The sequence below is a fragment of the Pseudideonella sakaiensis genome (assembly GCF_048320135.1).
Taxonomy (GTDB): domain Bacteria; phylum Pseudomonadota; class Gammaproteobacteria; order Burkholderiales; family Burkholderiaceae_C; genus Ideonella_A; species Ideonella_A sakaiensis_A.
Genome location: NZ_CP182947.1, coordinates 2,309,135 through 2,324,971, shown reverse-complemented (window position 1 = coordinate 2,324,971; position 15,837 = coordinate 2,309,135). Strand labels below are relative to the sequence as shown.

Here is a 15,837-nt window from a genome sequence, read left to right as displayed (position 1 = left end):
GAGCCGGCGGAAGCCGGCTCGGTGAGTGCAAGGCGCCGTCTTATTTGACGGTACTGACCATGTATTCGACGAGGCTCTTGATCTCTGCATCGGTGGCGGTGGATCCGCCGCGCGGCGGCATCGCGCCCTTGCCCTTGATCACGCTGGCGGTCAGGCCATCGATGCCGGCGGCCAGACGCGGCGCCCATGCCGCCTTGTCGCCGAGTTTCGGCGCGCCGGCGACCCCGGCCACGTGACAGGCGGCGCAGACCTGACCGTACAGCGGAGGCGGCGCCGCGGCAGCTGCAGTCTTCGTCTCGGCGGCGGCCGGCGCGGCAGTCGGTGCCGGGGTCGCCGGTGCGGCCGGTGCCGCGGCGGTGGCCGGTGCAGTCGTTTCTGCAGCAGCCGGCGCGGCTGCGGTGGTTGCGGTGGGCGGTTTCGGATCGGCAAAATTGGCGCCAGCCTTGTTCGCCATGTAGACGACGGCACGGCCGATCTCGAGGTCGCTGTGGTCGCCGCCGCCTTGCGCTGCCATCGCGCCTTTGCCCTTCAGCGCCGCCGTCAGCAGCGCCTCGTAGCCGGTTGCGATCCGCGCCGCCCAGGCCGACTGATCGCCAAGCTTCGGCGCGCCGGCAACGCCAGCGGTGTGGCAGGCCGCACATTGCGCGGCATATACCTGCTCACCGGTTTTCATCGACGCGAGATCGGTCGGGTCCTTCACGACGACCCGGCCGACCGGCTGGATGCGCTGGGCCACCGCCTCGGCGCCCATGCCGTCGCTGCCGGCCGCCGGCCGCTTGTCGGCGGTGACGTAGGTGGCGAGCAGGATGATCGCGATGATCGGAATCAGGAACGAGAAAAACACCGCAATGATCAGCTGCTTGGGCGTCTTGATCGGACCTTCGTGCGGGCTGCTGTCGTCGTGGTGGGAATGGGCGTCGCTCATGAAATCCTCGAAGCTTTTGAATGACTGCGGTGTTTGCCGACCAGCCCGATGGCCGCGACGACAGGCGACGCCACCGATACAACCCGGGCGCCCCTCGCCCGACCGTGCCGAATGATGTCAAACCCCGCATTATAGGTGTGGGCATACTGCAAAACCCTCGGTGCGCCGGCTGTGCTGTCGCGCCGATACCGCGGGCCGGCATCGTGACCGGGCCCGGCAGGCTAGAATGTCGTGCTACGCGGCGACCGTGGTGAAGTGGATATCATTGGGCCCTCCGAAGGCTTAGGCGCAGGTTCGATTCCTGCCGGTCGCACCAGCATCCCGCATTCGCGCGATGCCCGACGAAGGATCGACGCCCTCAATCGAAGGCTTCGCCCAGCGTTAGCAGCTTCCCCGTTTCCCCCGCTTCGTAACCGACCAGCGCCGCAATCCGTGAGCGCAGTGCCGGCGCGCCGATGATGCGCAGCGCGCTCGCGACAGGCTCCTCGTTCAGCGCCACCGCCGGCACCGCGAAGTAATAACGCTCGCGCAGCAGCGGAATGAAGGGCAGCCCGAAACGCTGGGCTGCGGTCTGCACGCCGATGCCGGCATCGGCCATGCCGCTGGCGATGAAGGCGGCGACTGCCGAGTGGGTGATCTCGGTATCGTCCCAGCCGTTCAGCCGGCGCGGTTCGAGGCCGGCCTTGTGCAGCAGCAGTTCGGTCAATGCGCGGGTGCCGGATCCCTGCGGCCGATTGACAAAACGCACCTCCGGGCGGCCGAGGTCGGCCAGACCGCTGATGCGCTTCGGATTGCCCATCGCGACGATCAGCCCCTGCCGGCGCACCGCGAGGTGAACCAGCCGGTGCGCCTTCGCATTCAGCAGCGGCCGGTAACGCTGCGCCGCCGCGTCGGCAAATTCGCCGATCGGCACATGAAAGCCGGCCAGGTCGCACTCGCCGCGCGACAACGCGGCGACCGATTCGAGGCTGTTGCGGTAGCGCACTTCGACCGGCAGCGCGAGCGCCTCCAGCCGCTCGACCAGCGCAGCGACCGCAAAGCCGTGGCTGGCATACAGGCGCAACGCCTGCAGCCGGCTGCTGTCGCGTGCCAGCTCGCCTTCCAGCTCCGATGCCAGCGAATCGAGCAGCGGCGACAGCCGCGCGGCAACACGCTTGTCGGCCCAGATCAGTTTCTGCGCCAGTGGCGTCAGGCTGGAGTTGCGGCCGCGGCCGCCTTCGATCAGCGGCTGGCCGAATGCCGATTGCGCGCGCTGCACCTGGCCCCAGGCATGTCGGTAGGAACTGCCGAGGCTGCGCGCGGCCTGTGCCAGCGAGCCGGTTTCCTGCACCGCGGTCAGCAGGGCCAGCAAAGCGCTGCTGTCGACGGCCCGGGTTTCCTCGTCGGGGCCGCCGGGGCCGAGTTGCCATTGCGGGCGAATGCGGATGTGCAGCATGGGAAGTCCCGGGCGCGTCAGCTGCTGGGCAGATATGAAGCGCCGAGCATAACCAATCGACGCCGGCTGTCTACGCTCGCGGCCATGAATACCACCAGCATCTCCCTGAAGCAGTTGAGCGACCAACTGCCGAGCCAGCGCCAGCGCCAGCGTCAGCAGCCCAAGGGCCGGCGCGTCGACGGCGACGCCCTGGTCGAAGTGATCGGCCTGCTCGCGACCCGCTTCGGCGATGCCGAGCCGCGGCGCGATCTGCTGATCGAATACCTGCATGTGCTGAACGACGAATTCGGCCAGCTCGCGACGCCGCACATCGCCGCGCTCGCGAAATGGATGAAGCTCGCGCAGACCGAGGTCTTCGAAGTCGCGAGCTTCTACCACCACTTCGACGTCGTCCGCGAGGATGCCGCCGGCACGCTGCCGCAGCCGCCGAAATTGACGGTGCGTGTCTGCGACGGCCTGTCGTGTGAACTCGCTGGCGCGAAGAATCTGCTGGCCAAGCTGCCCGATCTGCTGCAGGCCGATGTCCGCGTGATCGCGGCGCCCTGTGTCGGCCGCTGCGAACAGGCCCCGGTCGTTGTTGTCGGCCAGAAGCCGGTGATCCGTGCGCGCAGCGCCGAGGTCGTGCTCGCTGTCACAGCCGAGCAGACAAGCGACGAGGCGCCGGCCGATGCGCTGCGCTTCGAGGATTACCGGGCCGGCGGCGGTTATTCGCTGCTTGCCGACTGCCTTGCCGGCAAGCGCAAGATCGAAGACGTCATCAAGCTGATGTCTGAGTCCGGCCTGCGCGGCCTCGGCGGCGCCGGATTCCCGGCCGGCCGCAAATGGGGCATCGTCCGCTCCGAGCCCGGTCCGCGGCTGATGGCGGTCAATATCGACGAAGGCGAACCCGGCACCTTCAAGGACCGCGTCTACCTCGAGCGCGACCCGCACCGTTTCCTCGAAGGCATGCTGATCGCCGCCTGGGCGGTCGAGATCGACGCGATCTATATCTATTTGCGCGACGAATACCACGGCATCCGGGCACTGCTCGAGGCCGAGCTGGCCGAATTGCCGGCGAAACTGGCTGCCGCCGGCATCCCGCTGGATCGCCTGCCTCCGATCGAATTGCGGCGCGGCGCCGGCGCCTACATCTGCGGCGAAGAGTCGGCAATGATCGAGTCGATCGAAGGCAAACGCGGCATGCCGCGACTGCGCCCGCCGTATGTTGCGCAGAAGGGCCTGTTCGACCGGCCGACGCTCGAGCACAACATGGAGACGCTGTACTGGGTGCGCGAGATCATCGAGCGCGGCGCCGAGTGGTTCTCGTCGCAGGGCCGCCATGGCCGCAAAGGCCTGCGTTCGTATTCGCTGTCGGGCCGCGTCAACAAGCCCGGCGTGCACCTGGCGCCGGCCGGCATCACGCTGCGTGAGCTGGTCGATGAATATGGCGGCGGGCTGCCCGAAGGGCACGAGCTTTATGCCTATCTGCCCGGCGGCGCGTCCGGCGGCATCCTGCCCGAACGCCTTGCCGATATCCCGCTCGATTTCGACACGCTGCAGCCGTATGGCTGTTTCATCGGATCGGCCGCGGTGATGGTGCTGACACGCAGCAAGGACCACTGGGACCGTGCGACCGATGCGGCGCGCAACCTGATGCACTTCTTCGAGGACGAAAGCTGCGGCCAGTGCACGCCGTGCCGCAGCGGCACCAGCAAGGCCCGCGCGCTGATCGCCGGCGACAACTGGGATACCGGGCTGCTCGCCGAGCTGTCGCTGGTGATGCGTGATGCATCGATCTGCGGCCTCGGCCAGGCGGCGCCGAATCCGGTCGACTGCGTCATCAAATATTTTCCTGAAGAACTGGGACTGTCGTCATGAGCGCTGTACTCGACAAACCGAACCGCACGGCAGCGACCGTGCAGACGATCGAATTCCACCTCGACGGCAAACCGGTCAGCGCGATCCCCGGCGAAACCATCCTGCAGGTCGCGAAGCGCGAAGGCGTGAAGATCCCGCACCTTTGCTACAAGGACGGCCTCGAGCCGGTCGGCAACTGCCGCAGCTGCATGGTCGAGGTCGATGGCGAGCGGGTGCTTGCCGCCTCGTGCTGCCGTGCGCCGAGCGCCGGCATGAACGTCAAGAGCAGCAGCGAGCGCGCGGTCGCGTCGCAGAAACTGGTGCTCGAACTGTTGATGTCCGACATGCCGCGCGAGCAGCTCGGCGAGCGTGATTTCGGTGAACTGAGCGGCTGGGCCGGTGTGATGGGTGTCGGCGCGCCACGCTTTGCAGAACGCGCGCAGCCGGCGCAGGACTTGTCGCATCCGGCGATTGCGGTGAATCTGGATGCCTGCATCCAGTGCACGCGCTGCCTGCGTGCCTGCCGCGACGAGCAGGTCAACGATGTGATCGGCCTGGCTTTCCGCGGCGCCCATGCGCAGATCGTTTTCGATCAGGGCGATGTCATGGGCCAGTCGACCTGCGTCGCCTGCGGCGAATGTGTGCAGGCCTGCCCGACCGGCGCCTTGTCGTCGGTGATCCCGAAGGCCAGCCGCGATGCGGCCGGCGCTGCGGTCGTCGCGCCGGACATGGTCGCCGACAAGGTCGTCGATTCCTTGTGCCCGTTCTGCGGTGTCGGCTGCCAGGTCACGTACCACGTGAAGGACGACAAGATCATCCACGTCGAAGGCCGCGACGGCCCGGCCAACGATGGCCGGCTGTGCGTGAAGGGCCGCTACGGCTTCGACTATGCGCACCACCCGCAGCGGCTGACGACGCCATTGATCCGCCGCGCCGATGCGCCGAAGACCGAGGACATCATCCTCGACGCCGACAACTGGCGCGAAGTTTTCCGTGAAGCGACCTGGGAAGAGGCGCTCGATGTCGCGGCCAACGGCCTGAAGCGCATCCGCGACGAGATCGGCCCGAAGGCGCTGGTCGGCTTCGGCTCGGCCAAGGGCAGCAACGAGGAGGCCTACCTGTTCCAGAAGCTGGTGCGCACCGGTTTCCGCAGCAACAACGTCGACCACTGCACGCGGCTGTGCCATGCGTCGTCGGTATCCGCGCTGCTCGAAGGCATCGGCTCCGGCGCGGTGTCGAATCCGGTGCGGGATGTCGAATTTGCCGAGGTCGTGATCATCATCGGCGCCAATCCGAGCGTGAACCATCCGGTGGCGTCGAGCTTCATCAAGAATGCGGTGAAGAATGGCACCAAGCTGATCGTGCTCGACCCGCGGCGCGGCGATCTGGCGCGGCTGGCGTGGCGCCACCTGGCATTCAAGCCCGATACCGACGTCGCCTTGCTGAACGCGATGATGCACGTGATCGTCGAGGAAGGGCTGACCGCGCCCGATTTCATCGCCGCGCGGACGATCGGCTTCGACGAGCTGAAGGCCAATCTGGCGCGTTATTCGCCGGAGGAGATGGCGCCGGTCTGCGGCATCGATGCGGCGACGATCCGCGAAGTCGCGCGGCTGTATGCGACATCGAAGGCGTCGATGATCCTGTGGGGCATGGGCGTCAGCCAGCACGTGCACGGCACCGACAACGCGCGCTGCCTGATTGCGCTGTCGCTGATGACCGGCCAGATCGCCCGCCCGGGCACCGGCCTGCATCCGCTGCGTGGCCAGAACAATGTGCAGGGCGCGAGTGATGCCGGGCTGATCCCGATGATGTACCCGGACTACCAGCGTGTCGACAACGCCGATGCGCGCGCGAAGTTCGAGAAGTTGTGGGGCATGCCGCTCGATCCGACGCCGGGCCTGACCGTTGTCGAGGTGATGGATGCGGCTTATGCCGGCGAGGTGCGCGGCCTATATGTCATGGGCGAAAACCCGGCGATGAGTGATCCGGATGCGAACCACGCACGTGCCGCATTGGCAAGACTCGACCACCTGGTCGTGCAGGACATCTTCCTGACCGAAACCGCGGCATTTGCCGATGTCGTGTTGCCGGCCAGCGCATTTGCCGAAAAGACCGGCAGCTTCACGAATACCGACCGGCTGGTGCAGCTCGGCCAGGCCGCGGTCAAGCCGCCGGGTGATGCGCGGCAGGACCTGTGGATCATCCAGCAGTTGGCGCAACGGATCGGCCTCGACTGGAACTATGCCGATGTCGGCGAGGTGTTCGACGAGATGCGGCGCAGCATGCCGAGCATCGCCGGCATCACCTGGCAACGGCTGCAGCACGACGGTGCGGTGACCTATCCGTGCATGAAGGAAGGCGATCCGGGGGACCGCGTCGAGTTCGTCAACCGCTTCCCGACGCCGACCGGCAAGGCGCGGTTTGTTCCGGCCGGCATCATCCGAGCCGACGAGCAGCCCGATACCGACTACCCGCTGGTGCTGATCACCGGCCGCCAGCTCGAGCATTGGCATACCGGCAGCATGACGCGGCGCTCCGCCGCGCTCGACGCGATCGAGCCGGATCCGGTCGCGCTGATGCATCCGCAGGACCTGCAGCGGCTCGGCATCCTGCCCGGCGAGGTCGTCACGCTGCAATCGCGCCGCGGCCAGGTCGTGTTGTATGCACGCGCCGATGAAGGCTCGCCACCCGGAACCGTGTTCGTGCCGTTCTGTTATGCCGAAGCGGCGATCAACCGGCTGACCAATCCGAAGCTCGATCCGTTCGGCAAGATCCCGGAGTTCAAGTTCTGCGCGGTGCGGGCAATGGCCGGCGGCGAACTGGCCGAGGGGCTGGTCGGCGCAAACTGAGGCTGGCTGGGCGGCCTCGCCGGTTGGCCGGCGCAGTGGTTTCGGTTAGGGTGTCGGCCATGCCGACTCCCGACCTCGCGCCGCCGATGCCGGCCCGCTCAGCGGCCCCGATTGCGGCGGCCGTCCGTTCACTGCGGTTGCTTGGTGTGCTCGGCATCAGTGTGGTGCTGGTCGCCTGCGCATCCGGCGGCGCGCAGCGCCAGGCCGGCAAGCGGCCCGGGCCGGCGCCGAGCTGGGAACGCGACGGCCCGCCGTCATCGGTGCCGGCCGATCTGGCCAGTGTTCCCGATGCGGTGCCGATGCTCGAGCCGTTTCGCAGCGGCACCTTGCGCCCCTACGAGGTGCTCGGCCGCAGCTATCGGCCAATCACCGAGGATGCGCCGTTCAACGAGCGCGGCCTCGCCTCGTGGTACGGCCGCAAGTTCCATGGCCGGCCGACCGCGATCGGCGAGCCCTACGACATGTTTGCGATGACGGCTGCGCACCCGACGCTGCCGCTGCCGAGTTATGTCCGGGTGCGCAACCCGGCCAACCAGCGCGAGATCGTCGTCCGCGTCAACGACCGCGGGCCCTTCCATCCGGGCCGCATCATCGACCTCAGTTATGTCGCGGCATGGAAACTCGATCTGCTGCGCGGCGTCGCGCCGGTCGAGATCGAACGCATCACCGGCAGCGAAATCCTGGCCGGCAGCTGGCGCCGCGAACCGGGCGGCGACCGGATGCCGCAGGTCGCCGCGGTCCAGGTGCCTGCGCCCCGCGACATGCCGTCCCCGCCTCCATTGCAGCCGATCGCCGCGACCGCCAACGACATCGCCGCGGTGTCGACATCTCGGCCGGCAACGGTTGCGACACCGCTGCCGGTTGCCAGCCCGGCGCCGATCAGCACGACACCGTTGTCGATCTCCAGCGGCGACCCGATGCCGGCTGCCGCAGTGCAGTCGTGGTGGGTGCAGCTCGGCGCGTTCAGGCATCGCGACGGTGCAGAATTTTTCCAGCGCCAGGTCGTCGATGATCTCGGCTGGATCGCGCCGCAGCTGAAGCTGCGAAGCGATGCCGATTTGCACCGGCTGCAGGCCGGTCCGTATGCCGACCGCGACCAGGCGGCTGCGGTGGCCGAGCGGCTGCGCGAATCGCTGCAGCTGGTGCCGGTGATCGTCGAACGCCGCTGAGGGCGATCTCGTTCAGCGGCCGCCGCTGACGTCGATGATCGCGCCGGTCGTATAACTTGCGTCGTCGCCGAGCAGCCAGCAGATCGCCGCGGCAATCTCGTCGGCGCGGCCGACCCGGCGCATCGGGATCAGCCCGATCGATTGCTGAGCCCGCTCGGGCTGGCCGCCCGATGCATGGATCTCGGTATCGATGATGCCCGGGCGCACCGCATTGACCCGCACGCCCTCGGTCGCGACCTCGCGCGCCAGCCCGACCGTGAAGCTGTCGATCGCGCCCTTGCTTGCTGCATAGTCGACATACCAGCCCGGTGCGCCAAGCGTCGCCGCGACCGACGACAGGTTGACGATGCTGCCGCCGTTGCCGCCGTGCGCGGTGCTGATCCGCTTCACCGTTTCGCGGGCGCACAACATGCTGCCGAGCACATTGATGCCGAACATCCGCTGGATGCGCGCGACGCTCAGTTGATCGACGCGGGTCTGCACGTCGACGACGCCGGCGTTGTTGACGAGGCCGAACAGCGGCGGCAGCTCGGCGTCGATGCGTGCGAACATCGCCAGCACCTGCTGCTCGTCCGATACATCGGCCATCACCTCGAGCGCCGGCACGCCGGCCGCACGCGCGCGCACAGCCACCGTCTGCGCCGCAGCGGCATCGCGGCTGTAGTTGACCGCAACGGCCCAGCCACGCGCCGCGCAGGCATCGACACAGGCCGCGCCGATGCCGCGGCTGCCACCGGTGATCAGTACGGTTTTCATCGCTGCGATTGTGCCGTGTCGAGCGGCCGAGCGATGCCGCTTATTGGCACACCGACCCTCGCCGATGGCGCCGCGTCATGGGTTGGCGCCAAACTGTTGCAGAAGTTCACGCGCCCGCCGCGCTGCGGTTTCCTGATCCGCGGAGGAAATGTTCTTTGCAATGGGTCGCAGCGTTTGCTCGATGTAGAACTCGTATCGCTTCGGGTGCCGGAGCCGGAGCAGCTCCGCCCAGGCGAGCGCATAGGCATAGGCCTTCGCATCGTCTCTTTGGCGAGCGAAAGGATCGGCCGTGCCGTCTTGCGGGTCAACACAACATTCCGGAGTCCGAAAAAGCAGAACCAGCGTGTTGAGTGCGTCGGTCGTTCGGGCCGATGCCTTGTCTGCTTGTGCGGCAGTGCGCAGGAAAGCTGCAGCCGTTGCATGCCAGGCTGCCAGGCGATCTTCGCCCCGTGCGTTGACCTCGGCTTCGTCCCAGGTACCCGCTGGTCCGACCTCGTAGAAGAACAGCATCGCATCCTTGTTGCCGGCTTCTGCAGCTGTCTGCAGGATCTGCAGACGAATGAGGTAGTCGGCTTGGGAAACGGAAAAGCAGTATCTGGCTTGTGCAATGTGCTGCTTGTCCAGCGACTCGATCATCAGTTCATCCTGGCCGGCCGTATTCCCTGCCGCTCGTTGATTGCGCGCAATTTCCGCGCTGTGTCTGGCATTGCTGCAATAAGACAGCGCCGAGAGAAGTTGCAGTTTGGCCTCGTCCGAAGGCAGCGCAGCATTGCGAAATGCTGCGAGGATGTCGGGAAACGGTTTCGCCGGCGGCTCGATGGCCGTCAATGCGGCACCGATCGATTGCCTGTCGAGTCGCCGCTCCTCGATCGTCGCTGCGGCGCGGGGGGAAGTTTCGATCGACGGTTCGAGGGCAGGGACCGGGATGCTTGGAGGCAATCGCTCTGCAATGTCTTGTCGAGCGGCAATCTGGACCCATTCGCCGGGGTCGCTGTTCTTCGCGACGAATGCGTAGATCGCAACGGCAGCGACCGATCCCGCAATCAGCGTTGTCTGGATGATCCGCGACATGGGCCGACACCGGTGCTCATCGTCGCGATTGTGCCGATTCGACACGGCACAATGGATGTGGAAATGACCGTCCTGATGATTGCCGTCGCGCGGTCGGCGGGATCGAGCGGCCGCAGGTGACATGGCAGGCGCGCTCAGGAAATTCGAAACACTGTGACGAAGTGGCCCGCAGAGGCCCGCCAAAAGGACCGATGGCCAAGGATTTTTCGAGCCTAGAAGACAGCAACCGTTCGCCCAATCCGAACATTCACCAGCTGACTGACCCGGCGCGGCGGACCTGGTTGTCCGGCGGCCTCTCGGCACTGCTGGCCGGCCTGCTGCCTACGGCGCTGTCGGGCTGCACGACGGTGCCGCCGGCGACCGGCAGCTGGCCGCTGGCGGCTCGGCCGCTGCTCGGGTTCAAACCGGTTCCGTCGAGCCGCGTCGACCGGGTGATCGTTCCCGACGGTTATCGCGCGACGGTGATCGCGGCGTGGGGCGATCCGGTCGGCATCGCCGGCCAGATGCCGGCATTCGACCCCGATGCACGCAACAGCGCCGCCGAGCAGGCGCTGCAGTTCGGCATGCACCACGACGGCATCCACTATATCTCGCTCGACGGTTCGCGGCGTGGTCTGCTGGTGATGAACCATGAATATGTCGACGACGGCCTGCTGCACGAGGATGGCCTGCGCAGCTGGTCGGCCGAGAAGGTCGCGAAATCGCAGGCCGCGCATGGCATCTCGGTGTCCGAGGTTGCAGCCGACGCAGCCGGCAACTGGCAGCTGGTGCGGCCGTCGCGGTTTGCCCGCCGCATCACCGCGACGACGCCATGCCGGCTCGGCGGACCTGCCGGCGGCCATCGGCTGCTGCGCACCGAAGCCGACCCGTCCGGCGAGATCGTGCTTGGCACCTTCAACAACTGCGCCAGTGGCCAGACGCCGTGGGGCACCTACCTGTCGGGCGAGGAAAATTTCAACGGCTATTTCGACGCCGGCGACACGCCCGACGCGCACCAGCGGCGTTGGGGGCTGCCAAAAACCGGCTGGTACGGCTGGGCCCGCTTCGACCAGCGGTTTGACGCCGCGCGCCATCCGAACGAGCCGAACCGCTTCGGCTGGATCGTCGAGGTCGATCCGATGGACCCGGCATCGACGCCGGTCAAGCGTACCGCGCTTGGCCGCGCCGCGCATGAAGGCGCGTGGGTGGCCGTGACCCGGGACGGCCGCGCCGTCATTTATTCGGGCGAGGATGCCGCATTCGAATATATCTACCGCTTCGTCAGCCGCGACCGCATTGCGCCGGCCCGGCCAGGTATCTCGGCCGCGGCGGCAAACCGCGAACTGCTCGACCACGGCACGCTGTATGTCGCACGTTTCGATGCCGACGGCAGCGGGCGCTGGCTGCCGCTGCGCCATGGCGAAGGGCCTCTGACGGCGGCGAACGGTTTTGCCGACCAGGGCGAGGTGCTGGTGAAGACGCGGCAGGCCAGCGACCTGCTCGGCGCGACGAAGATGGACCGGCCCGAATGGGTCGCGATCAACCAGGCGACCCGCGATGTCTATTGCACGCTGACCAGCAACAGCCAGCGCGGCGCGCCCGGCATGCCCGGCGCGGATGCCGCCAACCCGCGCGCCGCCAACGTGATGGGCCAGATCATCCGCTGGCGCGAGGACGGCGATTTCGACGGCGAGACGCTGCGCTGGAGCCATCTGATGCTGGCCGGCGACCCGGCCGATCCGCGGCCGCAGGCGAAGGGCACGGTCAACGGCGACGCGTTTGCCAATCCCGACGGGCTGATGCTCGACCAGCGCGGCGTCCTCTGGATTCAGACCGACATGTCGGCGGCGCGCATCGATGGCGGTGACCTGCAGAACATCGGCAACAACCAGATGCTGGCCTGTGACCCGCGCAGCGGCGAGGTGCGGCGGTTTCTGACCGGGCCGAACAACTGCGAGATCACCGGCGCGACGATCACGCCGGACGGCAGCACGATGTTCATCAATGTGCAGCACCCGGGCGAGGCGGTGCGCGGCCGCAACGACCCCGACGATCCGTCGCGTTTTTCGAGCTGGCCGAGCGGCCGGCCCGGCGACAGGCCGCGCTCGGCGACGGTGGTGATCCGCCGCGACGACGGTGGCGTGATCGGCAGCTGAGTGTTTGCGGGGCCGCCTACAATCCCGCCCCCACCGCCAGCCAGCCGCCGAGCCATGCCGACAGCCCCGGAACGCAAGTCTTTCTGCGCGATCGATTTCGGCACCTCGAATTCCGCGATCGCGATTGCCGCGCCGGATCGCGCCGGCATGGAGCTCGTCACGCTCGAGGCCGGCGAGCCGACGATGCCGACCGCGGTGTTCTATTTCGTCGAAGGCCCGGAGGACGACGGGCCGCCGCGGGCCTTCGGCCGCGCCGCGATTGCCGCCTATGTCGACGGCATCGACGGCCGGTTGATGCGCTCGATGAAAAGCATCCTCGGCTCGCCGCTGGTCGAGCAGACGACAGATGCCGGCGGCGGCCGCGGCGTGCGTTACCTCGACGTGATCTCCGGTTATCTGCTGCACCTGAAAAAAACCGCCGAACGGCAACTCGGCGCGCCGCTCGACCGGGCCGTGCTCGGCCGGCCGGTCTTTTTTGTCGACGACGATCCGCAGCGCGACGCGCAGGCCCAGGCCTCGCTCGAGGCGGCGGCGCGCCGGGTCGGATTTGCCGAGGTGCGTTTCCAGTACGAGCCGATCGCCGCGGCCTTCGACCACGAGAGCAGCGTCGACCGCGAAGAAGTCGTGCTGGTCGCCGACATCGGCGGCGGCACCTCGGACTTTTCGCTGGTGCGGGTCGGCCCGCAACGCGCCGGCCGCATCGACCGCCGCGACGATGTGCTGGCCAATCACGGCGTGCATGTCGCCGGCACCGATTTCGACCGGCGCATCGAGCTGGCTGCGATCCTGCCGCTGCTCGGTTACCGCGGCCTTGGCCCGAGCCGTGGCGATGCGCCGCCGCGCGAGGTGCCGAGCGGCGTCTATTTCGACCTCGCGACCTGGCACCTGATCAATACCGTCTACGGTCCGCAGCGGGTCGCCGAATTGCGCGCGATGCGCCGCTTCTATGCCGATCCGGTGCAACACCGCCGGCTGATGACGGTGGTCGACGAGCGGCTCGGCCACGAACTGGTCGCGCGTGCCGAGGCGGCGAAGATCGCGGTATCCGAAGGCGGGCAGACCGGCATCGACCTCGACCTGGTCGAGGCAGGGCTCGCGGTCGACCTGGCCGAATCGCTCGCAGTGGCGGCGATCGAGGCCGATATCGAGGCGATCGTCGATGCGGCGCGCGAGACGGTGCGCCAGGCCGGCTTGCAGCCGCAGCAGATCGGCAGCCTGTTTTTTACCGGCGGCTCGACCGGGCTGCGGCTGCTCGCGCAGCGGATCGGTGCGGCGTTTCCGGAGGCGCGGACGATCCGCGGCCACCGCTTTGCCAGCGTCGTCAGCGGGCTTGGCCTCTATGCGCAGCGATGCTTTGCCGGCGATGCGGGGGATACCGGCCGCCGCTAGCGGCGAGGTCTGCCTTTGCCCGCGGCGCCGGGTCGCGGTCGATTCGCCGGCCGGCCCGCGCGAGGCGCGGCCAGCGGGCGGCCGATATCGGCCAGCAGCAGCGTTGCCCGCACCAGTTCCTCGACCGCCACCGTCAGGTTCTGCGCCGGCTCGAGCGCCTCGATCGCGAGCAGCATCTCGTCGGCATCCTCGAAGTCGTCCGGGTCGAGGTGGCGGTACAGCAGGATCAGTGCATCGTCGAGCGCCGGTCCGGACCTGGCCATCAGGCCCGGAAAGACATCGAGCGCGGTGACGAAGCCGGCAACCCATGGATAAACCGCGTTGACTTCGGGCGGCGCTTCATCCGGGTCACTGTCGTCGCTACCGGGCTCGTCCGCGGCGGCGTCGAGGTCGAGCTCGAAGACCCAGGGATCGAACCAGCGGCGGGCGCCTATCGCCGCATCGAGCTCGCGGTGGCGGCGGCGCGCCAGCTGGTGCAGCGGCGCTGCATCGAAGCCCTTCGGCAGCGGCCGGCCCTCGACATCGGTGATCAGCGGCAGCCACTGCGCCTCGGCGATCCGGGTTGGTTGAACCAGCACGCCGCACAGAAAACCGTCGAGCATGCTGACATCGAGCGCCTCGAACGGCGCCGGTACCCGATCGAGCAGCTGCTGCAGCCGGTCCAGCTCGGCGTCGCTGAACGGCGGTGCTGTTCCGCCGCTGCCTGTTGCCGGCTTCACCACAACACCATCTGCGTACAGCGGAACAAGGCCATCTTGCGGCTGCCCTGTTCGGCCGGGCCGGTCACGACGGCCGACCAGACCTGTGTCGTTCGGCCCAGATGTTCGGCCTCGGCGATGCAGCGGATCGTGCCGTCGAGCGCGGTGCCGAGGAAGTTGCTTTTCAGCTCGATCGTCGTGAAACCTTTGGCGCCGTCGGGCAGGTGTGCGCGGCAGGCATAACCGCAGCAGCTGTCGGCCAGCGTGATGACGCTGGCCGCATGCAGGAAGCCGTTCGGCGCGCGCATCCAGTCCTGCAGCTTGAATTCGGCTAGCAGCCGCCCCTCGGCCAGTTCGGTGACTGTCAGGCCGAACAGGCCGGGCAGCGTGCCCTGCTGGCGTTCGTGCAGGCTGGCGATCGTGACGTCGGGTCTAAGCATGGATGGTTCCTGTCGTGGCTTTCGCGCGGTGGACGTGGATCGGGTGGGACGTATGCGGTGCTGCATCGGCACCGGCCAGGCTTCGCGCACGCAGCTGTCCGCAGCCGCCGTCGACCGACTGCGCCGCCGACTGGCGCAGCGTCGTCAGGATGCCGCGTCGCTGCAGGCGGCTGGCGATTGCCTCGCAGCTCGACCACGCCGGCCGCCGGTACGGCAGGTCATCGACCGCGTTGTACGGGATCAGATTCAGGATCGCATAGCGGCCGGCGAGCAGCCGGACGATGCCGTCGATTTCGGCATCGCCGTCGTTGATGCCTTCGAGCAGCGTCCACTGGTACTGGGTCGGGTAGCCGCTGGCGCGCGCATAACGTTCCGCCAGCTCGACCATCTCGTCGATCGCGATCGGCGGCGCCTTCGGCAGCAGCCGGTGGCGCAACGCGGCATCGGTCGTGTGCAGCGACAGCGCCAGCGCCGGCCGCACCCGGCCGACCGGCAAGGCCAGCAGGCGGTCGAAGACGCGCCGGTCGCCGACCGTCGAGAACACCAGGTTCTTGTGTGCGATGCCACCCGAGGTGCCGAGCAGCTCGATCCCATCGAGCACGTTGTCGAGGTTGTGCGCCGGCTCGCCCATGCCCATGAAGACGACCTTGCGGACCGACCGCAGCGTGCGCGCCAGCACGACCTGGGCGACGATCTCGGCGCTGCCGAGCTGGCGCAGCAGCCCGCTGCGCCCGGTCATGCAGAAGACGCAGCCGACCGCACAACCGAGCTGGCTCGACACGCAGACACCGTCGCGCGGCAGCAGCACGCTTTCGACCAGCTGGCCGTCGGCCAGCCTCGCGAGCAGGCGCGACGAGCCGTCGGCATCGGCAAATTGCCCGTCGAGTGTGGCCAGGCGCTGCAACTCGGCGCACAACGCCGGCAGTTCGGCGCGCACGCTGGCCGGCAGGAAATCGACCGGTTTGCGCCGGCCGCTGTCCTGCGGCAGCGCCATCGCCCACAGGCGCAGGATCCGCTGCACGTGCGGCGGCTTGGCGCCGCAGGCGTTCAGCCGGCGGCGGATATCGTCGATCTGCATAGGCCGGCATTGTCGCGCCGCCGGCAGATCGCCTGGAAATCCGCGGCGAGGGC

At 67.9% G+C, this 15,837-nt stretch carries 12 protein-coding genes and 1 tRNA gene; 6 read left to right on the top strand and 7 right to left on the bottom strand.

The window, feature by feature from the left end:
• Positions 1-40: 40 nt before the first annotated feature.
• Positions 41-925, bottom strand: coding sequence for a c-type cytochrome (locus tag ACNH6H_RS10470; RefSeq protein WP_418317461.1), 885 nt, complete (start codon positions 923-925; stop codon positions 41-43).
• Positions 926-1,166: 241 nt separating this feature from the next.
• On the opposite strand from ACNH6H_RS10470, the gene ACNH6H_RS10465 reads away from it, so the two are divergent.
• Positions 1,167-1,241 (top strand) — tRNA-Arg (locus ACNH6H_RS10465).
• A 42-nt stretch (positions 1,242-1,283) separates the two neighbouring features.
• Here ACNH6H_RS10465 and ACNH6H_RS10460 read toward each other — a convergent pair.
• Complete coding sequence (locus tag ACNH6H_RS10460) at positions 1,284-2,360, bottom strand: substrate-binding domain-containing protein (RefSeq protein ID WP_418317460.1); 1,077 nt, start codon at positions 2,358-2,360, stop codon at positions 1,284-1,286.
• 84 nt (positions 2,361-2,444) lie between these two features.
• Between ACNH6H_RS10460 and ACNH6H_RS10455 the strand changes: the two genes are divergently transcribed.
• From ACNH6H_RS10455 to ACNH6H_RS10445, 3 genes are read left to right on the top strand one after another with little or no spacing between them, the layout of a single operon-like run.
• Positions 2,445-4,217 (top strand): NADH-ubiquinone oxidoreductase-F iron-sulfur binding region domain-containing protein, encoded by a 1,773-nt coding sequence (locus ACNH6H_RS10455; protein WP_418317458.1) that lies wholly within the window; start codon positions 2,445-2,447, stop codon positions 4,215-4,217.
• Positions 4,214-7,048 carry a formate dehydrogenase subunit alpha gene (fdhF, locus tag ACNH6H_RS10450; RefSeq protein ID WP_418317457.1) on the top strand — a complete coding sequence of 945 codons (2,835 nt, stop codon included), beginning with the start codon at positions 4,214-4,216 and terminating at the stop codon, positions 7,046-7,048. Before ACNH6H_RS10455 ends, fdhF begins: the two co-directional genes overlap by 4 nt.
• 59 nt (positions 7,049-7,107) lie before the next feature.
• On the top strand, positions 7,108-8,217 hold the full coding sequence (locus ACNH6H_RS10445) for a septal ring lytic transglycosylase RlpA family protein (RefSeq protein WP_418317455.1): 1,110 nt from the start codon (positions 7,108-7,110) through the stop codon (positions 8,215-8,217).
• Between the two features lie 12 nt (positions 8,218-8,229).
• Here ACNH6H_RS10445 and ACNH6H_RS10440 read toward each other — a convergent pair whose 3' ends face one another.
• Entirely contained in the window at positions 8,230-8,973 is a 744-nt protein-coding gene (locus ACNH6H_RS10440) for an SDR family oxidoreductase (RefSeq protein ID WP_418317454.1), read from the bottom strand.
• A gap of 75 nt (positions 8,974-9,048) precedes the next feature.
• Entirely contained in the window at positions 9,049-10,044 is a 996-nt protein-coding gene (locus ACNH6H_RS10435; RefSeq protein ID WP_418317453.1) for a hypothetical protein, read from the bottom strand.
• Between the two features lie 191 nt (positions 10,045-10,235).
• Here ACNH6H_RS10435 and ACNH6H_RS10430 point away from each other — a divergent pair, with 191 nt between their 5' ends.
• Positions 10,236-12,179: a PhoX family protein gene (locus tag ACNH6H_RS10430; protein WP_418317452.1), complete on the top strand. Its 1,944-nt coding sequence runs from the start codon at positions 10,236-10,238 to the stop codon at positions 12,177-12,179.
• A 54-nt stretch (positions 12,180-12,233) separates the two neighbouring features.
• Positions 12,234-13,568, top strand: coding sequence for an Hsp70 family protein (locus ACNH6H_RS10425; protein WP_418317451.1), 1,335 nt, complete (start codon positions 12,234-12,236; stop codon positions 13,566-13,568).
• On the opposite strand, the gene ACNH6H_RS10420 is transcribed toward ACNH6H_RS10425, so the two are convergent.
• Genes ACNH6H_RS10420 through ACNH6H_RS10410 form a run of 3 tightly spaced genes read right to left on the bottom strand, consistent with a single transcriptional unit; the run spans position 13,565 to position 15,784 of the window.
• Positions 13,565-14,287: a YecA family protein gene (locus tag ACNH6H_RS10420; RefSeq protein WP_418317449.1), complete on the bottom strand. Its 723-nt coding sequence runs from the start codon at positions 14,285-14,287 to the stop codon at positions 13,565-13,567. The two genes, ACNH6H_RS10425 and ACNH6H_RS10420, sit on opposite strands and share 4 nt — an antisense overlap.
• Positions 14,284-14,706 (bottom strand): PaaI family thioesterase, encoded by a 423-nt coding sequence (locus tag ACNH6H_RS10415; protein ID WP_418317447.1) that lies wholly within the window; start codon positions 14,704-14,706, stop codon positions 14,284-14,286. Before ACNH6H_RS10415 ends, ACNH6H_RS10420 begins: the two co-directional genes overlap by 4 nt.
• Positions 14,699-15,784, bottom strand: a complete 1,086-nt coding sequence (locus ACNH6H_RS10410; protein ID WP_418317446.1) for an RNA methyltransferase — start codon at positions 15,782-15,784, stop codon at positions 14,699-14,701. The genes ACNH6H_RS10415 and ACNH6H_RS10410 overlap by 8 nt, the downstream gene beginning before the upstream one ends.
• Positions 15,785-15,837 lie beyond the last annotated feature (53 nt).

What these genes read in the sequence shown, in the direction of transcription:
- ACNH6H_RS10430 (WP_418317452.1), top strand. Translation starts at nt 10,236, where the DNA reads ATGGCCAAGGATTTTTCGAGCCTAGAAGACAGCAACCGTTCGCCCAAT.
- ACNH6H_RS10445 (WP_418317455.1), top strand. Translation starts at nt 7,108, where the DNA reads ATGCCGACTCCCGACCTCGCGCCGCCGATGCCGGCCCGCTCAGCGGCC.
- ACNH6H_RS10455 (WP_418317458.1), top strand. Translation starts at nt 2,445, where the DNA reads ATGAATACCACCAGCATCTCCCTGAAGCAGTTGAGCGACCAACTGCCG.
- fdhF (WP_418317457.1), top strand. Translation starts at nt 4,214, where the DNA reads ATGAGCGCTGTACTCGACAAACCGAACCGCACGGCAGCGACCGTGCAG.
- ACNH6H_RS10415 (WP_418317447.1), bottom strand. Translation starts at nt 14,706, where the DNA reads ATGCTTAGACCCGACGTCACGATCGCCAGCCTGCACGAACGCCAGCAG.
- ACNH6H_RS10440 (WP_418317454.1), bottom strand. Translation starts at nt 8,973, where the DNA reads ATGAAAACCGTACTGATCACCGGTGGCAGCCGCGGCATCGGCGCGGCC.
- ACNH6H_RS10470 (WP_418317461.1), bottom strand. Translation starts at nt 925, where the DNA reads ATGAGCGACGCCCATTCCCACCACGACGACAGCAGCCCGCACGAAGGT.
- ACNH6H_RS10435 (WP_418317453.1), bottom strand. Translation starts at nt 10,044, where the DNA reads ATGTCGCGGATCATCCAGACAACGCTGATTGCGGGATCGGTCGCTGCC.
- ACNH6H_RS10410 (WP_418317446.1), bottom strand. Translation starts at nt 15,784, where the DNA reads ATGCAGATCGACGATATCCGCCGCCGGCTGAACGCCTGCGGCGCCAAG.
- ACNH6H_RS10460 (WP_418317460.1), bottom strand. Translation starts at nt 2,360, where the DNA reads ATGCTGCACATCCGCATTCGCCCGCAATGGCAACTCGGCCCCGGCGGC.
- ACNH6H_RS10425 (WP_418317451.1), top strand. Translation starts at nt 12,234, where the DNA reads ATGCCGACAGCCCCGGAACGCAAGTCTTTCTGCGCGATCGATTTCGGC.